General features: G+C 47.1%; 17 protein-coding genes and 1 tRNA gene. 12 read left to right on the forward strand and 6 right to left on the reverse strand.

Translation table 11 applies throughout. From position 1 onward, the window contains the following. Positions 1 to 20 precede the first annotated feature (20 nt). Entirely contained in the window at positions 21 to 1289 is a 1269-nt protein-coding gene (locus OP864_RS05460; RefSeq protein WP_270100266.1) for a GNAT family N-acetyltransferase, read from the reverse strand. A gap of 114 nt (positions 1290 to 1403) precedes the next feature. On the opposite strand from OP864_RS05460, the gene OP864_RS05465 reads away from it, so the two are divergent. After that, positions 1404 to 2027, forward strand: a complete 624-nt coding sequence (locus OP864_RS05465; protein ID WP_270100267.1) for a hypothetical protein — start codon at positions 1404 to 1406, stop codon at positions 2025 to 2027. A gap of 255 nt (positions 2028 to 2282) precedes the next feature. On the opposite strand, the gene OP864_RS05470 is transcribed toward OP864_RS05465, so the two are convergent. Next, positions 2283 to 2891: a DUF4412 domain-containing protein gene (locus OP864_RS05470; protein ID WP_270100268.1), complete on the reverse strand. Its 609-nt coding sequence runs from the start codon at positions 2889 to 2891 to the stop codon at positions 2283 to 2285. Positions 2892 to 3242: 351 nt separating this feature from the next. Continuing rightward, positions 3243 to 4673, reverse strand: a complete 1431-nt coding sequence (locus OP864_RS05475) for a phage tail-like protein (RefSeq protein WP_270100269.1) — start codon at positions 4671 to 4673, stop codon at positions 3243 to 3245. 85 nt (positions 4674 to 4758) lie between these two features. On the opposite strand from OP864_RS05475, the gene OP864_RS05480 reads away from it, so the two are divergent. The 3 genes from OP864_RS05480 to OP864_RS05490 all read left to right on the forward strand — a co-directional run bounded on the left by OP864_RS05480 (position 4759) and on the right by OP864_RS05490 (position 8976). Further along, on the forward strand, positions 4759 to 5928 hold the full coding sequence (locus tag OP864_RS05480; protein WP_270100270.1) for a trans-sulfuration enzyme family protein: 1170 nt from the start codon (positions 4759 to 4761) through the stop codon (positions 5926 to 5928). 643 nt (positions 5929 to 6571) lie between these two features. Next, positions 6572 to 7819, forward strand: a complete 1248-nt coding sequence (locus tag OP864_RS05485; protein WP_270100271.1) for a peroxiredoxin family protein — start codon at positions 6572 to 6574, stop codon at positions 7817 to 7819. Positions 7820 to 8301: 482 nt separating this feature from the next. Then, on the forward strand, positions 8302 to 8976 hold the full coding sequence (locus tag OP864_RS05490; RefSeq protein ID WP_270100272.1) for a hypothetical protein: 675 nt from the start codon (positions 8302 to 8304) through the stop codon (positions 8974 to 8976). 43 nt (positions 8977 to 9019) lie between these two features. On the opposite strand, the gene OP864_RS05495 is transcribed toward OP864_RS05490, so the two are convergent. Further along, positions 9020 to 10072 carry a serine hydrolase gene (locus OP864_RS05495; RefSeq protein WP_270100273.1) on the reverse strand — a complete coding sequence of 351 codons (1053 nt, stop codon included), beginning with the start codon at positions 10070 to 10072 and terminating at the stop codon, positions 9020 to 9022. 247 nt (positions 10073 to 10319) lie between these two features. Here OP864_RS05495 and OP864_RS05500 point away from each other — a divergent pair. Both OP864_RS05500 and OP864_RS05505 read left to right on the forward strand, forming a co-directional pair. Beyond that, positions 10320 to 10391: transfer RNA gene (locus OP864_RS05500), tRNA-Met, on the forward strand. A 155-nt stretch (positions 10392 to 10546) separates the two neighbouring features. Then, on the forward strand, positions 10547 to 11404 hold the full coding sequence (locus OP864_RS05505) for a UbiA-like polyprenyltransferase (RefSeq protein WP_015691813.1): 858 nt from the start codon (positions 10547 to 10549) through the stop codon (positions 11402 to 11404). Positions 11405 to 11879: 475 nt separating this feature from the next. Here the strand turns inward: OP864_RS05505 and OP864_RS05510 are convergent, their stop codons facing one another. Then, positions 11880 to 12722 (reverse strand): S24 family peptidase, encoded by an 843-nt coding sequence (locus OP864_RS05510; RefSeq protein WP_270100274.1) that lies wholly within the window; start codon positions 12720 to 12722, stop codon positions 11880 to 11882. Positions 12723 to 13055: 333 nt separating this feature from the next. On the opposite strand from OP864_RS05510, the gene OP864_RS05515 reads away from it, so the two are divergent. Next, positions 13056 to 13352, forward strand: coding sequence for a muconolactone Delta-isomerase family protein (locus OP864_RS05515; protein WP_270100275.1), 297 nt, complete (start codon positions 13056 to 13058; stop codon positions 13350 to 13352). A 32-nt stretch (positions 13353 to 13384) separates the two neighbouring features. Here OP864_RS05515 and OP864_RS05520 read toward each other — a convergent pair whose 3' ends face one another. Continuing rightward, on the reverse strand, positions 13385 to 13807 hold the full coding sequence (locus OP864_RS05520; protein ID WP_015691817.1) for a hypothetical protein: 423 nt from the start codon (positions 13805 to 13807) through the stop codon (positions 13385 to 13387). A 415-nt stretch (positions 13808 to 14222) separates the two neighbouring features. Between OP864_RS05520 and OP864_RS05525 the strand changes: the two genes are divergently transcribed. The 5 genes from OP864_RS05525 (at position 14223) to thiC (ending at position 19392) form a co-directional block, all read left to right on the forward strand. Then, positions 14223 to 15629: an MBL fold metallo-hydrolase gene (locus tag OP864_RS05525; protein ID WP_270100276.1), complete on the forward strand. Its 1407-nt coding sequence runs from the start codon at positions 14223 to 14225 to the stop codon at positions 15627 to 15629. Between the two features lie 124 nt (positions 15630 to 15753). Beyond that, positions 15754 to 16359 (forward strand): YeeE/YedE family protein, encoded by a 606-nt coding sequence (locus OP864_RS05530; RefSeq protein WP_270100277.1) that lies wholly within the window; start codon positions 15754 to 15756, stop codon positions 16357 to 16359. Between the two features lie 13 nt (positions 16360 to 16372). Next, positions 16373 to 16786, forward strand: coding sequence for a DUF6691 family protein (locus OP864_RS05535; protein ID WP_270100278.1), 414 nt, complete (start codon positions 16373 to 16375; stop codon positions 16784 to 16786). Between the two features lie 487 nt (positions 16787 to 17273). After that, positions 17274 to 17489 (forward strand): sulfur carrier protein ThiS, encoded by a 216-nt coding sequence (gene thiS / locus OP864_RS05540; RefSeq protein WP_270100279.1) that lies wholly within the window; start codon positions 17274 to 17276, stop codon positions 17487 to 17489. Positions 17490 to 17520: 31 nt separating this feature from the next. After that, positions 17521 to 19392, forward strand: coding sequence for a phosphomethylpyrimidine synthase ThiC (gene thiC / locus OP864_RS05545; RefSeq protein WP_270100280.1), 1872 nt, complete (start codon positions 17521 to 17523; stop codon positions 19390 to 19392). Positions 19393 to 19502 lie beyond the last annotated feature (110 nt).

Below are 19502 nucleotides of genomic sequence, written 5' to 3' on the forward strand. Positions count from 1 at the left end.
TTGGGCCCAAGATAAGTTTTCTATTCTACAATCGACATATCTTTGAAGGGCGAACGGGGCGTCCAGTCTTCTTTGGGGCTCAAATGGTCAAAGACCAATTTCATCAGTTCGCTAGATAAGCGGTTGCGATGACGCAAGTAGCAGTCAAACTCCTGCGCTACCGCCCCCACCGAACTCTTAATCTCCAAAGCCGTACGGGCAAAGTCAATTTTTTCTACCTTTCGATAAATGCCCATACGCACCAAGGCATACAAAATATTGAGATACAACTGATGCGAGCGGTTCAGGCTATGCTCTAGGCCCAAGAAATGAGCTTCTAGGGTTTGGCCCGAAAAGATCGCGGTATAAAAAGCCACCAAGCGGCCCTCTAAATAGCAAGCCACCAGCTGCATATCTTCGCCCAACTCTCTTTTGAGGGCCGAAAAATACTGCTCATCAAAGGCATAGGCATTAAAGTCTACATTATCCGATATATTTCGGTAGAGGGCATAAATTTCTTTTTCTTGGGCCAAGATTTCTTCTAGCTCCAAGGCTCTCCACTCCAGATCTTTCCCCTTTTTGGCGGCTCTTTTGGCCCGCACCCGATACTTAGAAGACATATCGGCCAAATAATCCTCAAAGCTATCCCAATGCGCAGGCAAACGCATATACATACCCGGCTGAATCCGATAACGATGATAGCCCTCTTGCTGCAAAATGGGCTGTAAATTTTGCTCAGTAACTCCATCCAAGGCAAAATCCTTAAACATCTGTAGCTGATACTTCTTCTGCTCGCTTAGCTCTAGCTCCGTTTGCAGACGGTCTGTGGCCTCTTGCAGCCAAGCCAATTGTTTCGGGCCATGTCCCTCCTTAAAATAAAAGCCATGTTCGCCGGTTAGACTTAAATTTCCGCAAATGAGAACATTAAAAACTGCCTGACGCAGAAAAAACTGCTGCAACTTCTTGCGCAAAGACCCCAAGAGCCCCTCGCCTTCCAATTCCTTTTGCACACTTTCTTGCATGTCCAAATAATAGGTCTGATAATAGGCCAAACCTACTGCCTCCTTATCTCGATAAAAGACCAAATAGCAAAAGCCCATACCTTGAGGAGGATGGGCTTCTAGGGCCTGCAAATACTCATATTGTAAAAATTTGTTTTCTTTGGGGGCCAAGCTTTGCCAGGCAACCTTCAAATCAGAGATATTCCGACTCAATCGAAAACAAAGCCCAGCCTCTACTAAAGCACTACAGGCAGGCTGTTCTTCTTGTTCTAAGAGCGAGAGAGGGGCCTTGGTCTTATTACAAAACATAGGTTATTCTTATTTTTGATGCGAAAAGGGACTGTTTTTTTTAAATATACAAGCTTTTTGATGTAGCTACTTCTTTTTTACCGATTCTTTAACGCAAATCCCCCCCTATAGTTTATGTCAGCATGGAGACATCTACAGAAGAGCAAGGACCAATTGGCCATTTTTCTAAGCTATCTTTTGGCTTGCTTGGCTTGGTCGCTTTGGCAGTTTGAACTCAATTTTTTAGTGGGCTGGAAAGGTATGCACTGGCTGCATGTTCCTTTTTATACAACCCCAATTATATGCGGAATTATTGCCGCTACTTATATGCTACCGCTTTTTATTTGGGGCAAAAAGGTACCCACCTACAAATATTGGGCTATCTTTCTTATTCTTTGGGGCAGTAGTTGGGGAAGTTATAGCCTGGCCTATTTAGCTTTTGCCAATCTCTATAGCAAAATTCATTTTGGCGATACGGGTTTTATGGTGGGCTCGGCCCTCTTTCTTCTGGTCTTTTTAGAGAGCTTTGTCTTTTGGGCTGCTAGAGCCTTTGTGGGCCGTTCGCCTAGTTTTCATATTCTCAGCCTAGCCCTTATGTTCATTATGTGTGTGCCGCTTAGCCTAATCACCATTGACTTTTTTCCCGCTTTTGGCGGGGGCCAAAACTTTATTGATGCCGTCAAAATGGGCTATCCCGTTTTTTGGGTTTGCCTACAATTGGGTTTACTCTCTTACGCCATTCATCGGCGGATGGTTTAGGCAAAGCTTGTCTTTTTGCTGTTCTGTTTTTCTGTTTAGAAGGGAATTTGGGGCTGCCCCTCGCTTCGCTCGGGTCGGGCCATTGCGCAGCTCGCTATTCGCTCGGCCCTGCAGCGGCAAAGCCGCTTTGGTCTGCCGCCTGCGGCGGCCCTGCTACAGCCCCTCAGCCTGCGGGCGCTGCGCGCCCTGCTAGACCAAAAAAGGGCCAGCCATTTTCTGGCCAGCCCCTATATTATGTAAAGTTCTTCTCATCCGCTACTGAAAGTATTTATCGTCTACTTTCTGCCGAACAATAGAAAGGACCTTAGTTTTAGAAATCAGCTTCCCATATTTATCATAGGTAGTAGAATTTAAGGGAAAGCCCTTTGCCCCAGTCTGAATGAGGGCCTGTATGCCATAATCATTCTTTAGGTAGGCGGCATATTTTTTTAGGTCCACATCAATTTCCTTGACCAGCTCGACCTCTGTATTAAATTTATCGGTTTCGATATTGAGCGTATACAGCTGCCCAAACTCTACTGATTTTCGGACCTTTTCGCTCTTAATCACCGCATTGCTCAGGCCCAAGTCGGCCTGTATATCTCGAGAAGATATTTCTTTTTTGCTCTGCCCTTCCTCCGATTGAATGACCATGAGCATGTTGTTTTTCTGTGGCTGAGGCACAAAACGCATCTTTAGAGAGTTCGGGTCTGATTTGGTTTGCACCTCAAAGGCAATTTGGTCCTTTTTGATGTACCAGTTTAGCTGATAACGCATACCAGCTTCCCCTTCTTGCTCCATTTTAATGACCCCTTCAAAGTTTTGGCCCTGTAAAGGGAGTAGGCCTATGAGTAGGAGAATCAATCCCCCGAAAAGCTTATGCATAAGTAGTAGCTCTATTTAAGTTAAGTAGTTTCTAGTCGGTAATTTTGCGCAAGTATAAAAGTTGCAAACAATTTGCCAAGATTGTTTTCTGCTCAGGCTTGGCCGCTAATTTAGGTATTACACCCAGAAAGCCCCCCTTATATAAATTTAGCTCAGGGTTAAATCCTTTTTTTGCGGCAGACAGGCGGCGAAGCCGCCGCAGGCTGAGGGGCTGTAGCAGGGCCGCCAAAGGCGGCAGACCAAAGCGGCTTGGCCGCTGCAGGGCCGAGCAGACTTGCGAGCTGCGCAATGGCCCGACCCGCCCAGAGGGCGGGGCAGCCCCAAATCTATAGTAGGGCCCCTAAAAATAAATTAGTTGCCAATGTAGCCCTTCATGGCCCCAGACAAATAGTAGCCGTCAATGAAGCTACCGAGCAGGCTGTGGCCGTTGCGCTTAACGGCAAAGCCCGCTGTTCCCCCTACTGGGAAATTAGTGTTGGGTGGGTCGGGAAAATCTTGGTCGTAAAGCGTGATGGTCCCGACAATAGGAGCCCCAATTTGGACCAAAACATTGACAAAGAGGTAGCCCGCTTGCCCATCCTCGCCATAGCCACCGCCATCGCCGCCATAGACATTAGGGGTAATGGTAAAATCGGCCCCAAAGAGGTTAAAGGTATAGGGATTATTGAGGGCGCCGCCTCTACCGCCCTGAGCAAAGGCTCCTGTTCCTGCATTTTGGCCCGGTTCATAATAGCCAAAGCCCGACCCAAGGTTGCCCCCAGCGCCATCAGCCGCACCACCGCCACCGCCAGCACCAATACCCAAATTATAGGTTCCGATGCCTAAATTGATGGGTTGGATGAGGCCCACAGAGCCACCGCCGCCGCCACCAGAATAGATACGGCCTTGGTTGCGCAAATCCGTGTCTACGGTCAGACTAATCGCATGGGTTCCATCAAAACCAGTTCCGGCACCGCCACCACTAGCGCCTGCGCCAGCACCGCCATCGCCACCACGGGCCAAGAGGGTCCCTTGGTTGAGAATGCCGACCTTAGAGTCGGGATGTAGCCCACCTGTAGTAAAGACGGCAGGAGCCGTAGGATTGTCTAGGACCACCCCAGGACCAATGGTAGCCAGTACACAGATAGGTACGGCCGTTGGCAAAGCATTGGCCGCTTGCAAATCATAATCACTTTGAGGCGAGTTAATATAAACCTCCATACAACTATCTACGGCGACCACAAAGACTTGGTTGCCCACAGTATTTCCACATACGGCCTGCACAATCACAGGATAAATGCCAGGAGGCGCAAAGATATCGGCCTCTACAGAAAGCTGTATAGTATCACTTCCGTTCACTACATATTGGTCCAAACTAGCGCTAATGCCCGCAGGCAAGTTAGGGATAATATAGACCGAGATGTCATTGGAGAATCCATTGCGTTGGTGGAGATACAAAAAGGCCGAATCTCGATTACTATATACTCGGTCAATATGGCCAGCGGGATTATCCATGCTAAAATCAAAGGCGCAATCATCGCAACTACTCTGATTGAAGGCCAACCAGCAGTTGCCGTTAAAGTACTCCATAAGGCTATCCGTAGCATTATAGACCGTAAGTCCCGGCTTGGGGTTTTGGATATTATCTCTTTGTTGGCGGCTCATCCGAGGAGGCAAAAAGCCTCTATCGGTAGATTCTAGATGCAAAACCGCGCTACTATCTGGCTGCAAGATGTTGATCCCAACTTGTGCAGTAAGCGGAAGGGCCAAAAGTAAGCCCAAAAAAGCAAGTATTGTTTTCATTATAATTGTAGTATTGTAGCTAGCCCTAAAAATAGCTAAAAGCTTAGCTTCTAATATTAAGGATAAATTTTTAAATCAATATAATATGGATACATCTTATTTGCTGACGCATTTGGGAGAAGAGCGAGAAGACTATTACAATGCAGTGATTCCGCCCATTATGCAGTCTTCTAATTTTGCCTATAATAGCTTGGCCGACTTTAGATCGGCGATTCTCAACGAGTTAGACAATTTTGTCTACAGCCGTGGCAATAACCCCACGGTGGCCATTTTGCGCCAAAAATTAGCCGCCTTAGAACAAGCCGAGGATGCCCTAGTCTTTGGCAGTGGGAGCGCCGCCTGTGCAGTGGCAATTATCTCGCAGCTCCAAGCGGGCGATCATCTGCTTTCGGTACAAAGTCCTTATTCCTGGACCTATAAATTGATTAGCAAGTTCCTTAGCCGCTTTGGCATTAGCTATGATTTTATTGATGCTAGCAATTTGCAGGAAATAGAGGCGGCTATCCGCCCCAACACCAAGGTTCTTTTCTTAGAATCGCCCAATTCGCTTACTTTTGAGCTGCAAGATTTGGCGGCCTGTGCGGCCTTGGCCAAAAAACACGGCATTCGGACCATCTGCGATAATAGTTATGCTAGCCCGATTTACCAAAACCCTATCGCCTTGGGCATTGATCTTGTTGTTCATTCGGCTACCAAATACCTCAATGGCCATAGTGATGTAGTGGCGGGGGTGGTCTGCGGAAGCAAGGCCCTGATTCAAAAGATGTTTGAGCTAGATTATATGGCCTTAGGTCCCGCTATTTCGCCCAATGATGCTTGGCTGCTTCTTAGGGGGCTGCGCACTCTGCCCTTGCGCATTCAAAAGTCTAATGAGCATGCCAAAAAGGTGGTCGATTATCTGGCCCAGCATCCCAAGGTGGATTATGTCCTCTATCCTGGCCATCCCTCTCATCCGCAGTATGAATTGGCCCAAAAACAGATGTCTGGCTTTGGCGGCTTATTCTCGGTAAACTTCAAAGCTAAGAGTATCGAACAAATGGAGCGCTTTTCGGAGGCCCTAATGCCCACTTTTTTGCTGGCGGTCTCTTGGGGAGGCTTTGAGTCTTTGCAGGTCCCTACCGCCTGCTTTTATAATCTAGGCACAGCGCCCCCTCCTCCCCTGCCCTTTAGTTTTGTGCGTTATTATGTTGGCCTAGAAGATCCCGACTATATTATCGATGCCTTCGAAAAGGCCTTTGTTTATCTAGAGGATTAGGGTTTGGGGCTGCCGCTACGCCCTTCGGTTGTCGAACTGGCGCCCCTTTGGGGCTGGTTGTCGCTTTGCTCGGGGTCGGGCTGTTTATTCCCGTTGGTCATCGAACTGGCGCCCCTTTGGGGCTGGTTGTCGCAGCTCGCTGTTACTTGCTTCGCTGCGTCGGCTCCCGTTGGTCGGGTCGCTCGGCCCCTGCTGCTGCCCATCCCTCAGCCGTTCTGGCCTGCGGCCAGTGGGGCCTTGGCCGCCCTAGCTTAGTATTCTTCCCTTTTCATTGCTTTGGATTTAGGCCAAGCCTTCTGAATAATCCCTCAGTGCATTTTTTTTCTAGCGAATGCGCCAAAAGAGTTGAAATGCAGTATTTCTTTTCCAGCGAATGCTAAGAATAAATCCACCAGAGCGTTTTTTTTCCAGCGAATGCTCCAAAAGAGTTGAAATGCAGCATTTCTTTTCCAGCGAATGCTAAGAATAAATCCACCAGAGCGTTTTTTTTCCAGCAAATGGCCTGAGGGATGCTATCTGAGCGTTTTTTTTCCAGCAAATGGCCTGAGGGATGCTATCTGGCCATTTTTTTCCCCAGCCAATGCTCCAATGCAATCATATTGTCCTTATATTTTTTCGGTAACCCAATAAAAGCAGTCTTTATATGCGCTATACTATATTAGCTAGTCTATTTTCTTTCTTGATTTTAATGGCTTGTCAATCGGAACAAGGGCCATTGGCCCCTATTAAAGACAAAAGTTTAGAGCGAGGAGCTTGGCGGGGGCTTTTGCGCCTCAATGACAGTTTGGAACTCCCCTTTGAGTTGGCTTATGATGGGCAGTCTTGGGAAATCATCAATGGAGAGGAGCGGATTCTCTTGCAAGTAGATTCCTTAGGGCCAGACAGTATGCGTTGGACCCTGCCTGCTTTTGGGACCTACTTCAACATCAAGCAATTGAATAGGCATCAATTGCGGGGAGAGTGGGTAAACAGCCAGAAAGAAGACTATCGTCTTCCGTTTAGGGCCGAAGGCGGCCAAGCTTTTCGCTTTGGACCAAAAACAGCAGCCCAAAGCAGCTTAGCTAAAAAGTGGGCCGTACAGTTTTCTCCTCAAGACAGTGCCAATAGCTATCCTGGAGTAGCCTTATTTGAGCTCGACCCTCAAACTTCTATTCTAAAAGGTAGCTTTATGACCGAAACGGGCGACTATCGTTATTTGGCTGGAGAATTTAAGCGCGAGCGCTTGCAACTTTCTGCCTTTGATGGGGCGCATGCCTTCTTATTTACTGCCCAGCGGCAGGGCGATGGCAGTTTATGGGGGCAGTTCTACTCGGGCAAGCATTGGTCTACCTACTGGCGGGCGCAGCCCAACCCCAAGGCCCAGCTCCGCCCCATGGACAGCCTCTCTTTTTTGAAGGAAGGCTATGAGAAAATAAGCTTTAGCTTTCCCAACTCGCAGGGGGATAGTTTAAGTTTGGCAGATGAGCGCTTTGAGGGCAAAGTTGTTATTGTTCAGATTATGGGCAGTTGGTGTCCCAACTGCATGGATGAAAGCCGATTGTTAGAAGAGTACTACAGACGTTATCGGAAAGAGGGCCTAGAAGTCATTGCCCTAAGTTATGAGTTGCCTAAAGATATGGACAACTTCAAGCAAATAGAAAAGCGCTTACGGACGGACTTAGGCATTAGCTACCCTATGGTTTTGGCGGGGCCAGCAGATAAGAAAGCGGCGGCCAAGAGTTTGCCCATGCTCAACCATATCTTATCTTTTCCCACGGCCATTATTATAGATCGTCAGGGGAACGTACGGAAGATCCATACGGGCTTTAATGGTCCTGGAACAGGAGACTACTACGAAGAATATCGAGAAGAATTGGCCCAATTGATTGAGCAGCTATTGGTAGAACAATAAGGGCGGCCAACAGTGAGTGCTGGCCCATTGGTCCCTGCGCACTACAGGCCCCGAAGGGGCCGCAGGCCTAGCGATGTGAAAGGGGGCGGCGCAGCCGCAGACCCAGCTGGCAAAGCCAGCGCAGGGCCGAGCGAACAGCGAGCCCTGAAACGTAGCGCCCTGCGCCCTGAAGGGCGCAGGGAGGCCCCAAAACATAAAAAAGAGGCTTTTGGCCTTAAGTTTCTTTATTTTTGGAGCAGTTATTTGCTGATTTGCTGCAACAAAAAGGGGGGGTTTTGTCTTTTTTCATTGGTGGTAAAAGTCCTTGTCCCTTTGCCCAAACTCCCTTATCTTAAAAGAGCCTTTTGGAGCAAACACAAAGAAGAGAAATCCCTTTGTTGAGTTTATTCCCAGCGGCCTTAGTTCATCTGGCCCGACACACCTTATTCTGAGCCTAGTCCTTGGTTTTACCAATAGCCAAACGACCTTAAAGACCAAATTTGATGCGCTTTCTTAGTGGGCCAGCGGCCCTTTTGAATGAATTTGAGTTAATTGCGGACAAAGAAAGCTTTGCTGTGCTTCATTTCTATGAGCGGAACAAAGCGGAATTGGCCCTATTGCCTTTTGCGGACTACTACCGTTTGCGGAGCTATTATGCCAATGCCTTATTTGCGGCTCAGGCCTATGGGCAGCATATTGTAGAGGCGGATTGGTTGATTGAGCAATCTATAATTGCAGACATTCGGCAGGTAGATGGGCGGGATGTCTACTTACATTTTTTATTCAGTGCTATGCGGGCCCTTTTTTATTTGGGCCAATACGAAGCTTCTTTTAAGCGGGCCAAGGCCCTGGTGGGCATGCGGCCTCATGAGCCCAAATATTTGCTTTGGTTGCGTCGCAACTTAATGCTTCGGCGGCCGAGCTGGCTGCGTTGGGGGTTTGCGGGGGCCATCTTGAGTTTGGCCAGTTGGTTGGGCGTGAGTTTATTTTCTCTTTTTCTGGTAGATCCTTTTTTCCCTTATTTGCGGGAGCTTGTTTTTTGGCTTCGGCAGGTTTCGGCCATTATAGGAGCGGCTTCTATTAGCTTTGGGATATTTGGCCGATACTACTATGTAGAGAGAGAGCTCCGTAAATTGATTCGAGCTAGGCGGCCGAAAAAAGCGGCTCAGGAGCAATAAAAAAGCCCTGCTAGGCAGGACTTTAATGGAAACTATCCGGGCCTTAATTAAAAACCAAGGCTGTTTTTTCGAGGGCTTGGAAGGCCAGTAACTGCTTCATAGCTGCGGCAATACGGGCCCGTTCTTTTTTGGGTTTATCGAAAGCATTTTTGAGGAAGACGGCATAATAAATAGGGCGTTGGCCGGCTTCTCTTTCTATCCAACCGGCATCATTATAAATACCGGGCAGGCTTCCAGTTTTATGGGCTACTTGGCGGTTGGGGGGCAGAACCTCTGGGAGGAAATAGCGGCCGGTTCGGCAAGAGAGCAGGCAGTCTCTAAGCCATTGGCTAGAGTTTGCATTTAGCCAATGTTCTTGATCTAGGCCTTTGAGGAGTTGGACAAAAGCTTTTGGGGAGCCTTGGTCGCGGCGGTCCCAGAGGAATTTACGTCTAGCGACTTTACGTTCGGACCAGGGAGAAGTGGATAAAATTTGGGTAGCTCGGCTATAGGTCCAGAGGCTTTGGTCCTCGGGTAATTCTCGGTTAGCTAGATCAATAAAAATCTCGATCAGATAGCGGTTAATGTTAATATCGGAGACCATCCAGCTTTTGAGTTGGGCCTGTACAAACTCTGGTCCACCCAATTGGCGGAGCAAGGCATCGGTAGCACAATTATCGCTATATCGCATCATGTAGAGGGCCAAATCTTCAATTTTGGGGGCGAAATTGGTTTTGCCCGTAGTATCCCAATCCATAAAACAGCCTGAGTGGCGGCGATCTTCTAGGTTGAGGCGAATAGAATCGAAGAGGGAGAGTTTGCCGGCCTCTTGGGCGGCTAGCAAACTAGCCACAATAGGGAGTTTATAGACACTAGCGAGGGGGAAAAGAGTATCTCCAGCGATCGAGAAACTTTTATCGAGTTGGGCATCATAGACATAGATGCCCATTTGGCCCTTAGGATTTTGGCAAATGGCCCTTAGGCTATCTTTGAGGGCTTCAAAACCGCTTAGATTTTCTTGATAGATGGGGACTTGGCTAAATGGGGGATGTTTTTCTTTTTGGCAGGCGAAAAGCGAGAGAAAAAACAGTGGGGCAAGGGTATACATTATTTTCATAAGAGAGTGTTCTGGTCAAGGGTCACAAATTAAGGAATTGAGCAGACTTTTAGGGGGGGGAATACTTGAGGCTTTGGCTTTTTTAGAAAGGGGGGAAGCGAAGAATTCGGCTTAGGGCGAAGAAAGCATAAAGTTTATTTTAGAGAATTACAAACTTACTTCCTCAGATAATCAATCAGTTAGCAAGAAAACCAAATAAAAAGGCATTAAAAGCTTGGAAAATGAGATTCTTGCCGTATATTTGCAATGCAGAGTGGAGCAGTGGTAGCTCGTCGGGCTCATAACCCGAAGGTCGCAGGTTCGAGTCCTGTCTCTGCAACAACTTAAAGCCTTCCAGTAATTGGAAGGCTTTTTTTTTGCTCCTATATATATCTACTGAGGGCCGCAACCTAAAGGATTATTATTTGTATAATTGCAAACTTTATTTTTGAGTCTTTGGCGGCTCTATTTGGGGCCTCAATTGCAAGTGTATACATGATGAAAAACTACCTTTCTTTAATTAAATTTAGCCATACGATTTTTGCTCTTCCCTTTGCGATGATTGGCTTTTTCTTGGCCACTGTAGAGGGCAATGGAGAATTAAACTGGCGTTTATTTGCCTTAGTTCTTTTGTGTATGGTCTTTGCGCGTTCGGCGGCTATGGCCTTTAATCGTTATGCGGATCGGGACATTGATCGGCGGAATCCGCGGACGGTCACTCGGGAGATTCCGGCTGGGGTAATTTCGGCTCGCAATGCCTTATTTTTTGTATTGATTAACTGTGCCTTATTTGTGGCCACCACTTATTTTATCAATTGGCTTTGTTTTTTGCTCTCGCCCATTGCCTTATTGGTGGTTTTGGGTTATTCTTATACCAAGCGATTTACGGCTCTTTGTCACTTTGTTTTGGGGGTAGGTTTGGCTTTGGCGCCAATTGGGGCCTATATAGCGGTGAGTAATCAGTTTGCCTTATTGCCGATTATTTATTCTTTTGTGGTTTTGTTTTGGGTTTCGGGTTTTGACATTATATATGCGTTGCAGGATGAGGAGTTTGATCGTTCTTTGGGCTTAAATTCGATTCCGGCGGCTTTGGGAAAAAAGCGGGCCTTAATGGTATCTAATGTCTTGCATGGACTAACGGCCCTTTTGGTAATTTATCCGGGCATACAAGCAACAGAGTTCTTTGGGCTTTATTATTGGATTGCGGTAGCTTTATTTATTGGTTTATTGGCCTATCAGCATTTTTTGGTCAAGCCAAATGATTTATCTAAGGTTAATTTGGCCTTTTTTACGACCAATGGAATTGCCTCTACTATTTTTGGGGCTTTGGTGATCTTTGATTTATATTTCTAATGGGCCTTTGGTCCTTTTTACTCCCCCCTGCTTTTCTGAGTAGGCGGGGATTTTTTGTTGGTTTGGGGGCAAAAAAAGTCCACCCCTTCCCTTCTGGACTGGATGGCTAGATATCTATCTACTGCTGTTTTGGGGCCTCCGCAGCAAAGCTGCGGCGCTACGTTTCAGGGCTCGCAGGTCTGCTCGGCCCTGCGGCCTAACGGCCTTGGTCTGGCCTTCGGCCACCCTTTCACATCGCTAGGCCAGGCGCTGCGCGCCTTTGCGGCCCTTTGGGCCTATTGCATGGCGGCGGCTCAAAGCCGCTGGCCATTTTTGGGTTTCAACCCGAAAAATCGGCTGAGGGATGGATAGCAGTGGCGCGCAGCGCCAGACCCAGGGCTTTTGCAGCGAAGCGAAAAAGCCCGCAGGGCCGAGCAGACCTGCGAGCTGCGGCAGAGCCCGACCCAGCCGCAGGCTGGGGCAGCCCCAAAAAAAATTACTCCTTCTTGGTCTGTTCTACAAGAGTTTCTATAGTATTATATAGATTCTGGATAATATTCGATTGGTTTTGGACCATTTTGCGGAGCTCCTCCATTTCTGAGCGGAGCATATTATTGATATTGGAGGGAGAGGGTAAAAAGGGAGAAATTTTGGCTCGGACATACCAAATTTCTTGAATATCCTTCACGCTCATTTCGAAGGGTTCATAATAAGTATTATCGGAGAGGAGCAGCAGTTTTTGCTCGGCTTTGATATGATTGTGTACGCGTTTGATGAGGACATCGCCCTTAGTGACCACCACATAGACATAATTATCTTTGAGAGAAGAGGCCCAGAGGCTAGGTTCTAGGTAGCTACAGACCACCTTATCGCCTTCAAAAAGCGTGGGTTCCATACTATCTCCAGAGAGATCGAAAGAGCGGTGAGTGCCCACCTTATACTTATAATCGGGCAGGGTATAATTGGGTAGCTCCTGAATAAAAGTGGGGTCTTTAGACTCTGAGGCATAGCCAGCTTGAGCGGGCACGGGCACATGCACAATGCGTTCATCATTATGAGAATCGGTCACTACGGTAAGGACCTTAAGATTAGCTTGTGCGTCTTCGGTCATAAAGAGCGGGCCTTCTCCAGAAAAAAGGTAAACGGGATTTAGCTTATAGGCATCGATTGCTTTTCGGAGCAATTCGATAGTTACATCTCGGCGTTTTTTGAGGATTTCGCTTAGGCTTTGGGGCAGATAATCGAGAGAGAGGGCAAATTGTCGGCTAGAGCGGATGCGTTGCTCTTTTTTGAGTTGGTCATGACAATGGATAAAGCGTTCGGTTACTACAGAATTCATAAGCAAAAAGTTAATGCCCTAAAGCTATTATAAATGAACTCGACAGGGAGTTCTAGAACAAATTTAACTTTTTGCGTGTACAGTGACAACTATTTACGCAAATAATTTAAACTCTAAGCTAATTATTTAGATAAATTCAAAACAGCAGACTTTAACAGCTGGCTATTTGGTTCTACCTAGGTCTTTTGCTGTAGTGGTTTTAACTTCATCTAATGTTAACAGAACCTTTAGGTATTTTGCCTAAATTTAAACAATTGGTTAAATCAGGCTTAATAAATTTGGAAATATCGAGTTATTGCGATACTTCCAATTAAAACTAACAAAAAACAGCTTATGGAAAATTATTACATGCTAGAATTTGAGGTACCTGCAGAGATGCAGGCCCATGTAGAGGCTCGTTCTGCAGAACATCATGCAAAAGTAGAGGAATTGATGGCCCAGGGGCGGATTCAGTCTTTTTCTTATTCGGCCAACGCTTTGCGTTCTTGGGCCATAGTAAAGGCGAGTTCTGCGATTGAGGTGATGCGTTTGATTCAGGAATTGCCTTTGCAGGATTGTATGATTCCTAGCATTATTAGTTTGGAAAGTCATCATGCGGCGGCTCCTGCTTTGGCGGTAGCGGCGCAGTAGGTCAAAAACTTAATATAAAGGCAAAGTTGGCTTTAAGAGCAATAGCGGTTCTTTTGCGAACAATTGACATATATAATAGTCGCTTGTTCTAAGTCTAAGCGCTGTTTTTGTCTGGCCTTTACCCAAATGGCAAATTCTGAGGGGGCTTCTTCTTGAAACTCGCCCAACTTCAAAACGGTATACAGTCCTTCTCCTGCAGGCAACAACCAGCTTTGTTCATCTAGGGCAATAAGTTGGCCTTCGGGGTAGGCGTGTACGGATAAAACTGGCCTAGAAGCTTGTTCTTTAAGTACTTCTATAGCCATTTCGGCCAAATCATCTGTAGTGGGGTCTTCCTTTTCGGCTTCTAATATGACGCAACTTCCGTTTTGGAAGAGGACCCAGTGGGGATAATGTTCGGCAGTTAACTTACTAATTGTAGTTAACCATTGTTCGTGTATAACTGGATTGTTCAATAGTCTGTTTTTTGGTTTGCTACCAATAAGTTAGGGCAAATAACACAGCTATACAATAGGCCAAGGGCCCTGAGCGCAGCAGTTGCGCTCAGGGCCCTTTTTGTTAAAATAAGGTTAACTGTTGCCACTGTGATTGATGTTACTACATCAATGCATTTTATCTCGGATATTTGTCACAGACAACTAGCCAAAAGGGCTAGTTCAAGAAAAGCAAAATAAAAAAATCGCTTTTGTCAATTTGGTCACAAAGATATACGATAAGCCGCCGTACTTTTGTAATGAACAAGAAAGGAAACGGCAAGTTTATAAAATAAAATTTCAGCTTGTCACAAAAGTCACAAACAATCTTTTAGAACCGCCTTATCTTTGTATCAACAACAATTTACTAAACATCACACTTAAAAATATAAGCATTATGAAAGTTGAACAGCTGTATACCGGATGCCTTGCACATGGCGCTTACTACATCGAATCTGAGGGCGAAGCCGCTATCATTGATCCTCTTCGCGAAACTGCTCCTTATATGGAAATGGCAGAAGAGCGTGGTGCAAAGATCAAGTACATCTTGGAAACTCACTTTCATGCCGACTTCGTTTCGGGACATATCGATTTAGCTAAGAAATCTGGCGCCCAAATCGTTTTTGGACCAACCGCTCAAACAGGTTACGACGCTTATGTAGCTAAAGATAACGAAGAGTTGAAACTCGGAAAGTTGCGCATCAAAGTATTGCACACCCCCGGCCACACTCAAGAGTCTAGCTGCTTCCTCCTACTCAATGAAGAAGACGAACAACTGGCTATCTTTACTGGCGATACACTCTTCATTGGAGATGTTGGACGCCCTGACCTAGCCATCAAGTCTGATGTTACTATGGATGACTTGGCTGGTATGCTCTACGACTCTCTACACAACAAAATCATGCCTCTAAACGACGACCTCACTGTTTATCCTGGTCATGGCGCTGGTTCTGCTTGTGGTAAGAATATGTCTAAAGAAACTTATGCTACTTTGGGCAACCAAAAAGAATTCAACTACGCCCTTCAGCCTATGAGCCGCGAAGAGTTCATCGTAAAAGTAACTTCTGGTTTGGCTACGCCTCCTCAGTACTTTGGCCACAATGCCATGATGAACAAAGCTGGCTACAATAGCTTTGATGAGGCCCTCGCTCAAGGAACTACTCCTCTAGATGTAGCCGCCTTCAAAGCAGAAATGGCTAAAGGTACTCTCATCCTCGATACTCGCCACCAAGATACTTTCGAAAAAGGCTATATCGCAGGCGCTATCAATATCGGTCTCGACGGGAGCTTTGCCCCTTGGGTTGGCGCTATGATCGAAAACCTCAAACGTCCCATCTTGCTTATCGTTCAAGAAGGCCGTGAAGAAGAAGCCGTTACTCGCCTAGCCCGCGTTGGCTACGATAATGTTGTCGGTTTCCTAAAAGGAGGTATCGATGCTTGGACAGCCGCTGGCGAAGAAGTAACTATTGTAAATACAGTTTCTGCCACCGCCCTTGCCGAAGCTATCGCTAAAGGCGATGACGTAAAAGTTATCGATGTTCGCAATGAAGGAGAGTTTATCTCTGAGCACTTGCTCGTAGCGACTAGCTACCCCCTAGCCGAAATGGCCAAAAAAGTAGAAGACCTTGACAAAAAAGCCACTTACTATGTACACTGTGCTGGTGGCTACCGCTCAATGATTGCTTCTGCCGTTCTACAAAATATGGGCTTCGAAAATATCATCAACGTAGCCGGTGGTTTCAAAGCTATTAGCGAAACCGACGCTCCTAAGAGTGACTACGTTTGCCCTTCTACCCTACTCTAGACAACACCCTTTAGAGTACACCCAATTAAAACAAGTCGATAGTCTTCTATCTTAATTAAAATGCGCTAACCAGCTAGGGAGCTAGCTGGTTCAGCGCCTTTTTCTACCTAAATTTCAATTCATCATGTTCTTATTTGCGCAAGAAGTTACAGACATGTTGTCTCAACCTTGGCCTTGGTATGTCTCCGGGGCACTGATCGTTCTGGTTATGCAACTGCTCGTTTTTAACGGTAAATCATTTGGCGTTTCCGCTAGTATGCGCGCCGCCTGCTCTGCTATGGGCGCCGGCAAAAGCGTCTCTTTCTTCGATTTTGACTGGAAAGGTAGCCAGGGCTGGAATATGCTCTTCGTTATCGGTGCCGCTATCGGAGGTTTTATCTCTATGCAGTTTCTCTCTGGCGATGAACCTATGGAACTAGGTGCCAAGACGATTGAGTACGTAGAAAGTATCGGTTTCTCTGCCCCCACAGCAACCAACGGAAAAACCGATCTCTTGCCCCAAGAAATTAATGATCCCAACTTTGTTTTCTCCGCTAAAGGCCTATTTATCCTGATCTTTGGTGGCCTACTGATCGGATTTGGCGCCCGCTATGCCGGCGGTTGTACCTCTGGACACGCTATTAGCGGCCTGTCTCAACTCCAAATCCCTTCTCTTATCGCTGTGATTGGCTTCTTTATCGGTGGCCTCACAATGACTTATTTTATCTTGCCTTTGCTATTTGGCGCCTAAATCTATCTACAATATGAAATTTGTAAAATATCTAGGTCTAGGCCTCCTCTTTGGCATGGTCATGACCAAATCTGAAGCAGTATCTTGGTACAGAATCCAAGAAATGTTCCTCTTCGATAATTTCCATATGTACGGTATCATCGGTACCGCCGTGGTACTCGGAATTATCACTACGGCCCTGATTAAAGCACTCAAGCTGCAAACCTTCAAGGGCGAAGAAATTAAGTTCCACCCCAAAAATATGTCTATTCCACGCTACCTCATCGGTGGTATTATTTTCGGCCTCGGCTGGTCTATGACCGGCGCCTGCCCCGGCCCCATGTATACCCTACTAGGCCAAGGCTACTGGGCCGTACTCATCATTATCGCATCTGCTCTAGTCGGTACTTACCTTTATGGCGCCCTGCGTGCCAAATTACCGCACTAGTCCGCATAAATTTTAGCTAGTTGTTTGGACCGGACGACTAGTCTAGGAGGGGAAATCGGTCTGGCTCAGCTTCTTTTATAGAGACTGGGCCTTTTTTTTGCCCATTCCCCTAAACTTTTGCCTCAAAAGTTCCTTAACTTTGACAAGATTACATCCACTTTAGGGGTGTTTAGTTTTTATTTGGGGCCTCCCGCCTTCGGCGGGCGGTTACTCCCTTTGGTCGTCGAACTGCGGCCTAAAGGCCTTATTGTCGTTCCGGGGCTCGCTCTCTGCTCGGCCCTTCAGCGCTTACAGCGCTTCGGTCTGGCCTACGGCCCCCCCTCCACATCGCTAGGCCAATAACGCCTAGCCATTAAGCAAAAACTAAACTGAGAATAGACCCTTATCACCTGATGCAGCTCGTACTGCCGTAGGGAAAAGTGCCGTCCTCTCGCTTCAGGATAGCCATACCTATGCCATCAAAGAGCCGCCTAAGCTCCTCTCATCTATGCCAAACGCTATCCAAATTTTCCTCAATGGCCAAGCCATGAGCTGCCCCCAAAATTATAGCCTCTTCCAACTCCTCCAACAATTAAAGAAAGAGGAAGAAGGCGGCCTAGCCCTGGCCCTCAACCAAGAGGTCATTCCCAAAGCCCTCTGGGCCAACACTTTCCTTAAAAATCAAGACCAAGTTTTACTCATTACGGCTACCCAAGGCGGTTAGCCCCAATTTGCTATGCAAAAAATTATATATCATGAGAAAAGATAAATTGCCTCAGCAGGAAGGAATTACCAGAACCCCCTTCCCTAGCTCTAAGAAAATTTATGTTCCCGGCCGTATCCACCCTCAAATTAAGGTGGCCATGAGAGAAATTAGCCTCTCGCCTACCAAGATTCAAGCTACCGGCGAACTAGAAGAAAATCCCCCCGTTACGGTCTATGATACTAGCGGCCCCTATACCGACCCAAATGTAGATATCGATATCAATAAAGGCCTAGAGCCCCTCCGCCAACAATGGATTCTCGACCGCCAAGATGTAGAGGAACTAGAGGGCATTTCTTCTAATTATGGCCAAGAACGCCTCGCTAAAAGCGATATCGACTGGCTCCGGTTTCCCAATCTGCGCAAACCGCTCCGCGCCAAAAAAGGCCAGAACGTTTCGCAAATGCACTACGCCAAAAAAGGAATCATCACTCCAGAAATGGAGTATATCGCTATCCGCGAAAACCAAAGAAGAGCCGAACTAATGCAGCAAGGGATCGACTTTGGCCAACAACATCCCGGACATAGCTTTGGCGCTAATATTCCTCAAGGCTTTATTACCCCAGAATTTGTCCGTGAAGAGGTGGCCCGCGGCCGTGCCGTTATCCCCTCTAATATCAATCACCCCGAATCAGAACCCATGATTATTGGCCGCAATTTCTTGGTCAAAATCAACGCAAATATCGGTAACTCTGCCGTAACCTCTAGCATCGCAGAGGAAGTAGAAAAAGCCGTTTGGGCCTGCCGCTGGGGTGCCGATACGATTATGGACCTCTCTACAGGCCAAAATATTCACGAAACCCGCGAATGGATTCTCCGTAACTCTCCCGTGCCTATCGGGACCGTGCCCATCTACCAAGCGCTAGAAAAAGTTAATGGCGTTGCCGAAGACCTGACTTGGGAAATCTTTAGAGATACCCTCATCGAACAGGCCGAACAGGGCGTAGATTATTTTACCATCCATGCCGGTGTCCGCCTCGCTTATATTCACCTCACCGCCAAAAGAGTAACGGGTATCGTTTCTCGTGGCGGCTCCATTATGGCCAAATGGTGCCTGGCCCACCATAAAGAGAATTTCCTCTACACCCACTTTGAGGATATCTGCGAAATTATGAAGGCTTATGATGTGGCCTTCTCTCTAGGCGATGGCCTCCGCCCCGGCTCTATTGCCGATGCCAATGATGAAGCCCAATTTGCTGAGCTAGAAACCCTTGGCGAATTGACCAAAATTGCCTGGAAACATGATGTACAAACCATCATTGAAGGGCCCGGCCATATTCCTATGCACATGATTAAGGAGAATATGGACAAACAGCTCAAGCATTGCGGCGAAGCGCCTTTCTATACCCTTGGCCCATTGACTACCGATATTGCTCCCGGTTACGATCATATTACCTCAGGCATCGGTGCCGCCATGATTGGCTGGTACGGTACGGCCATGCTTTGTTATGTGACGCCCAAAGAACATTTGGGCCTTCCTAATAAAGAAGACGTAAAAACAGGAGTAGTCACTTATAAGTTAGCGGCCCATGCTGCCGATTTGGCCAAAGGACATCCCGGCGCACAATATCGCGATGATGCCCTAAGCAAAGCCCGCTTCGAGTTCCGTTGGTATGACCAATTCAACCTTTCGCTAGATCCTGATACCGCCCGCGCTTATCATGATGAAACCCTACCCGCAGAAGGCGCCAAAATTGCCCACTTCTGCTCGATGTGTGGTCCAAAATTCTGCTCGATGAAAATTACGCAGGAGGTCCGAGACTATGCCGCTGGCCTAGACGAAGACGCCCAAACCGCCCTAGAAAAAGGAATGGCCGAAAAATCAGAGGAATTCTTGAATAAAGGCAGTAAAATCTACCACTAGAGATAGCTCCCCGCCCCTACTGCGGGCCTCGCCCGCAGAAAAGGAGCGCAGCGACTGGCTGAGGGATGGTAGGCAGTGCGGCGCAGCCGCAGACCAAGGCAGCTTTGCTG

This window comes from Saprospira grandis, from assembly GCF_027594745.1.
In the GTDB taxonomy this organism is placed as follows: Bacteria; Bacteroidota; Bacteroidia; order Chitinophagales; family Saprospiraceae; genus Saprospira; species Saprospira grandis.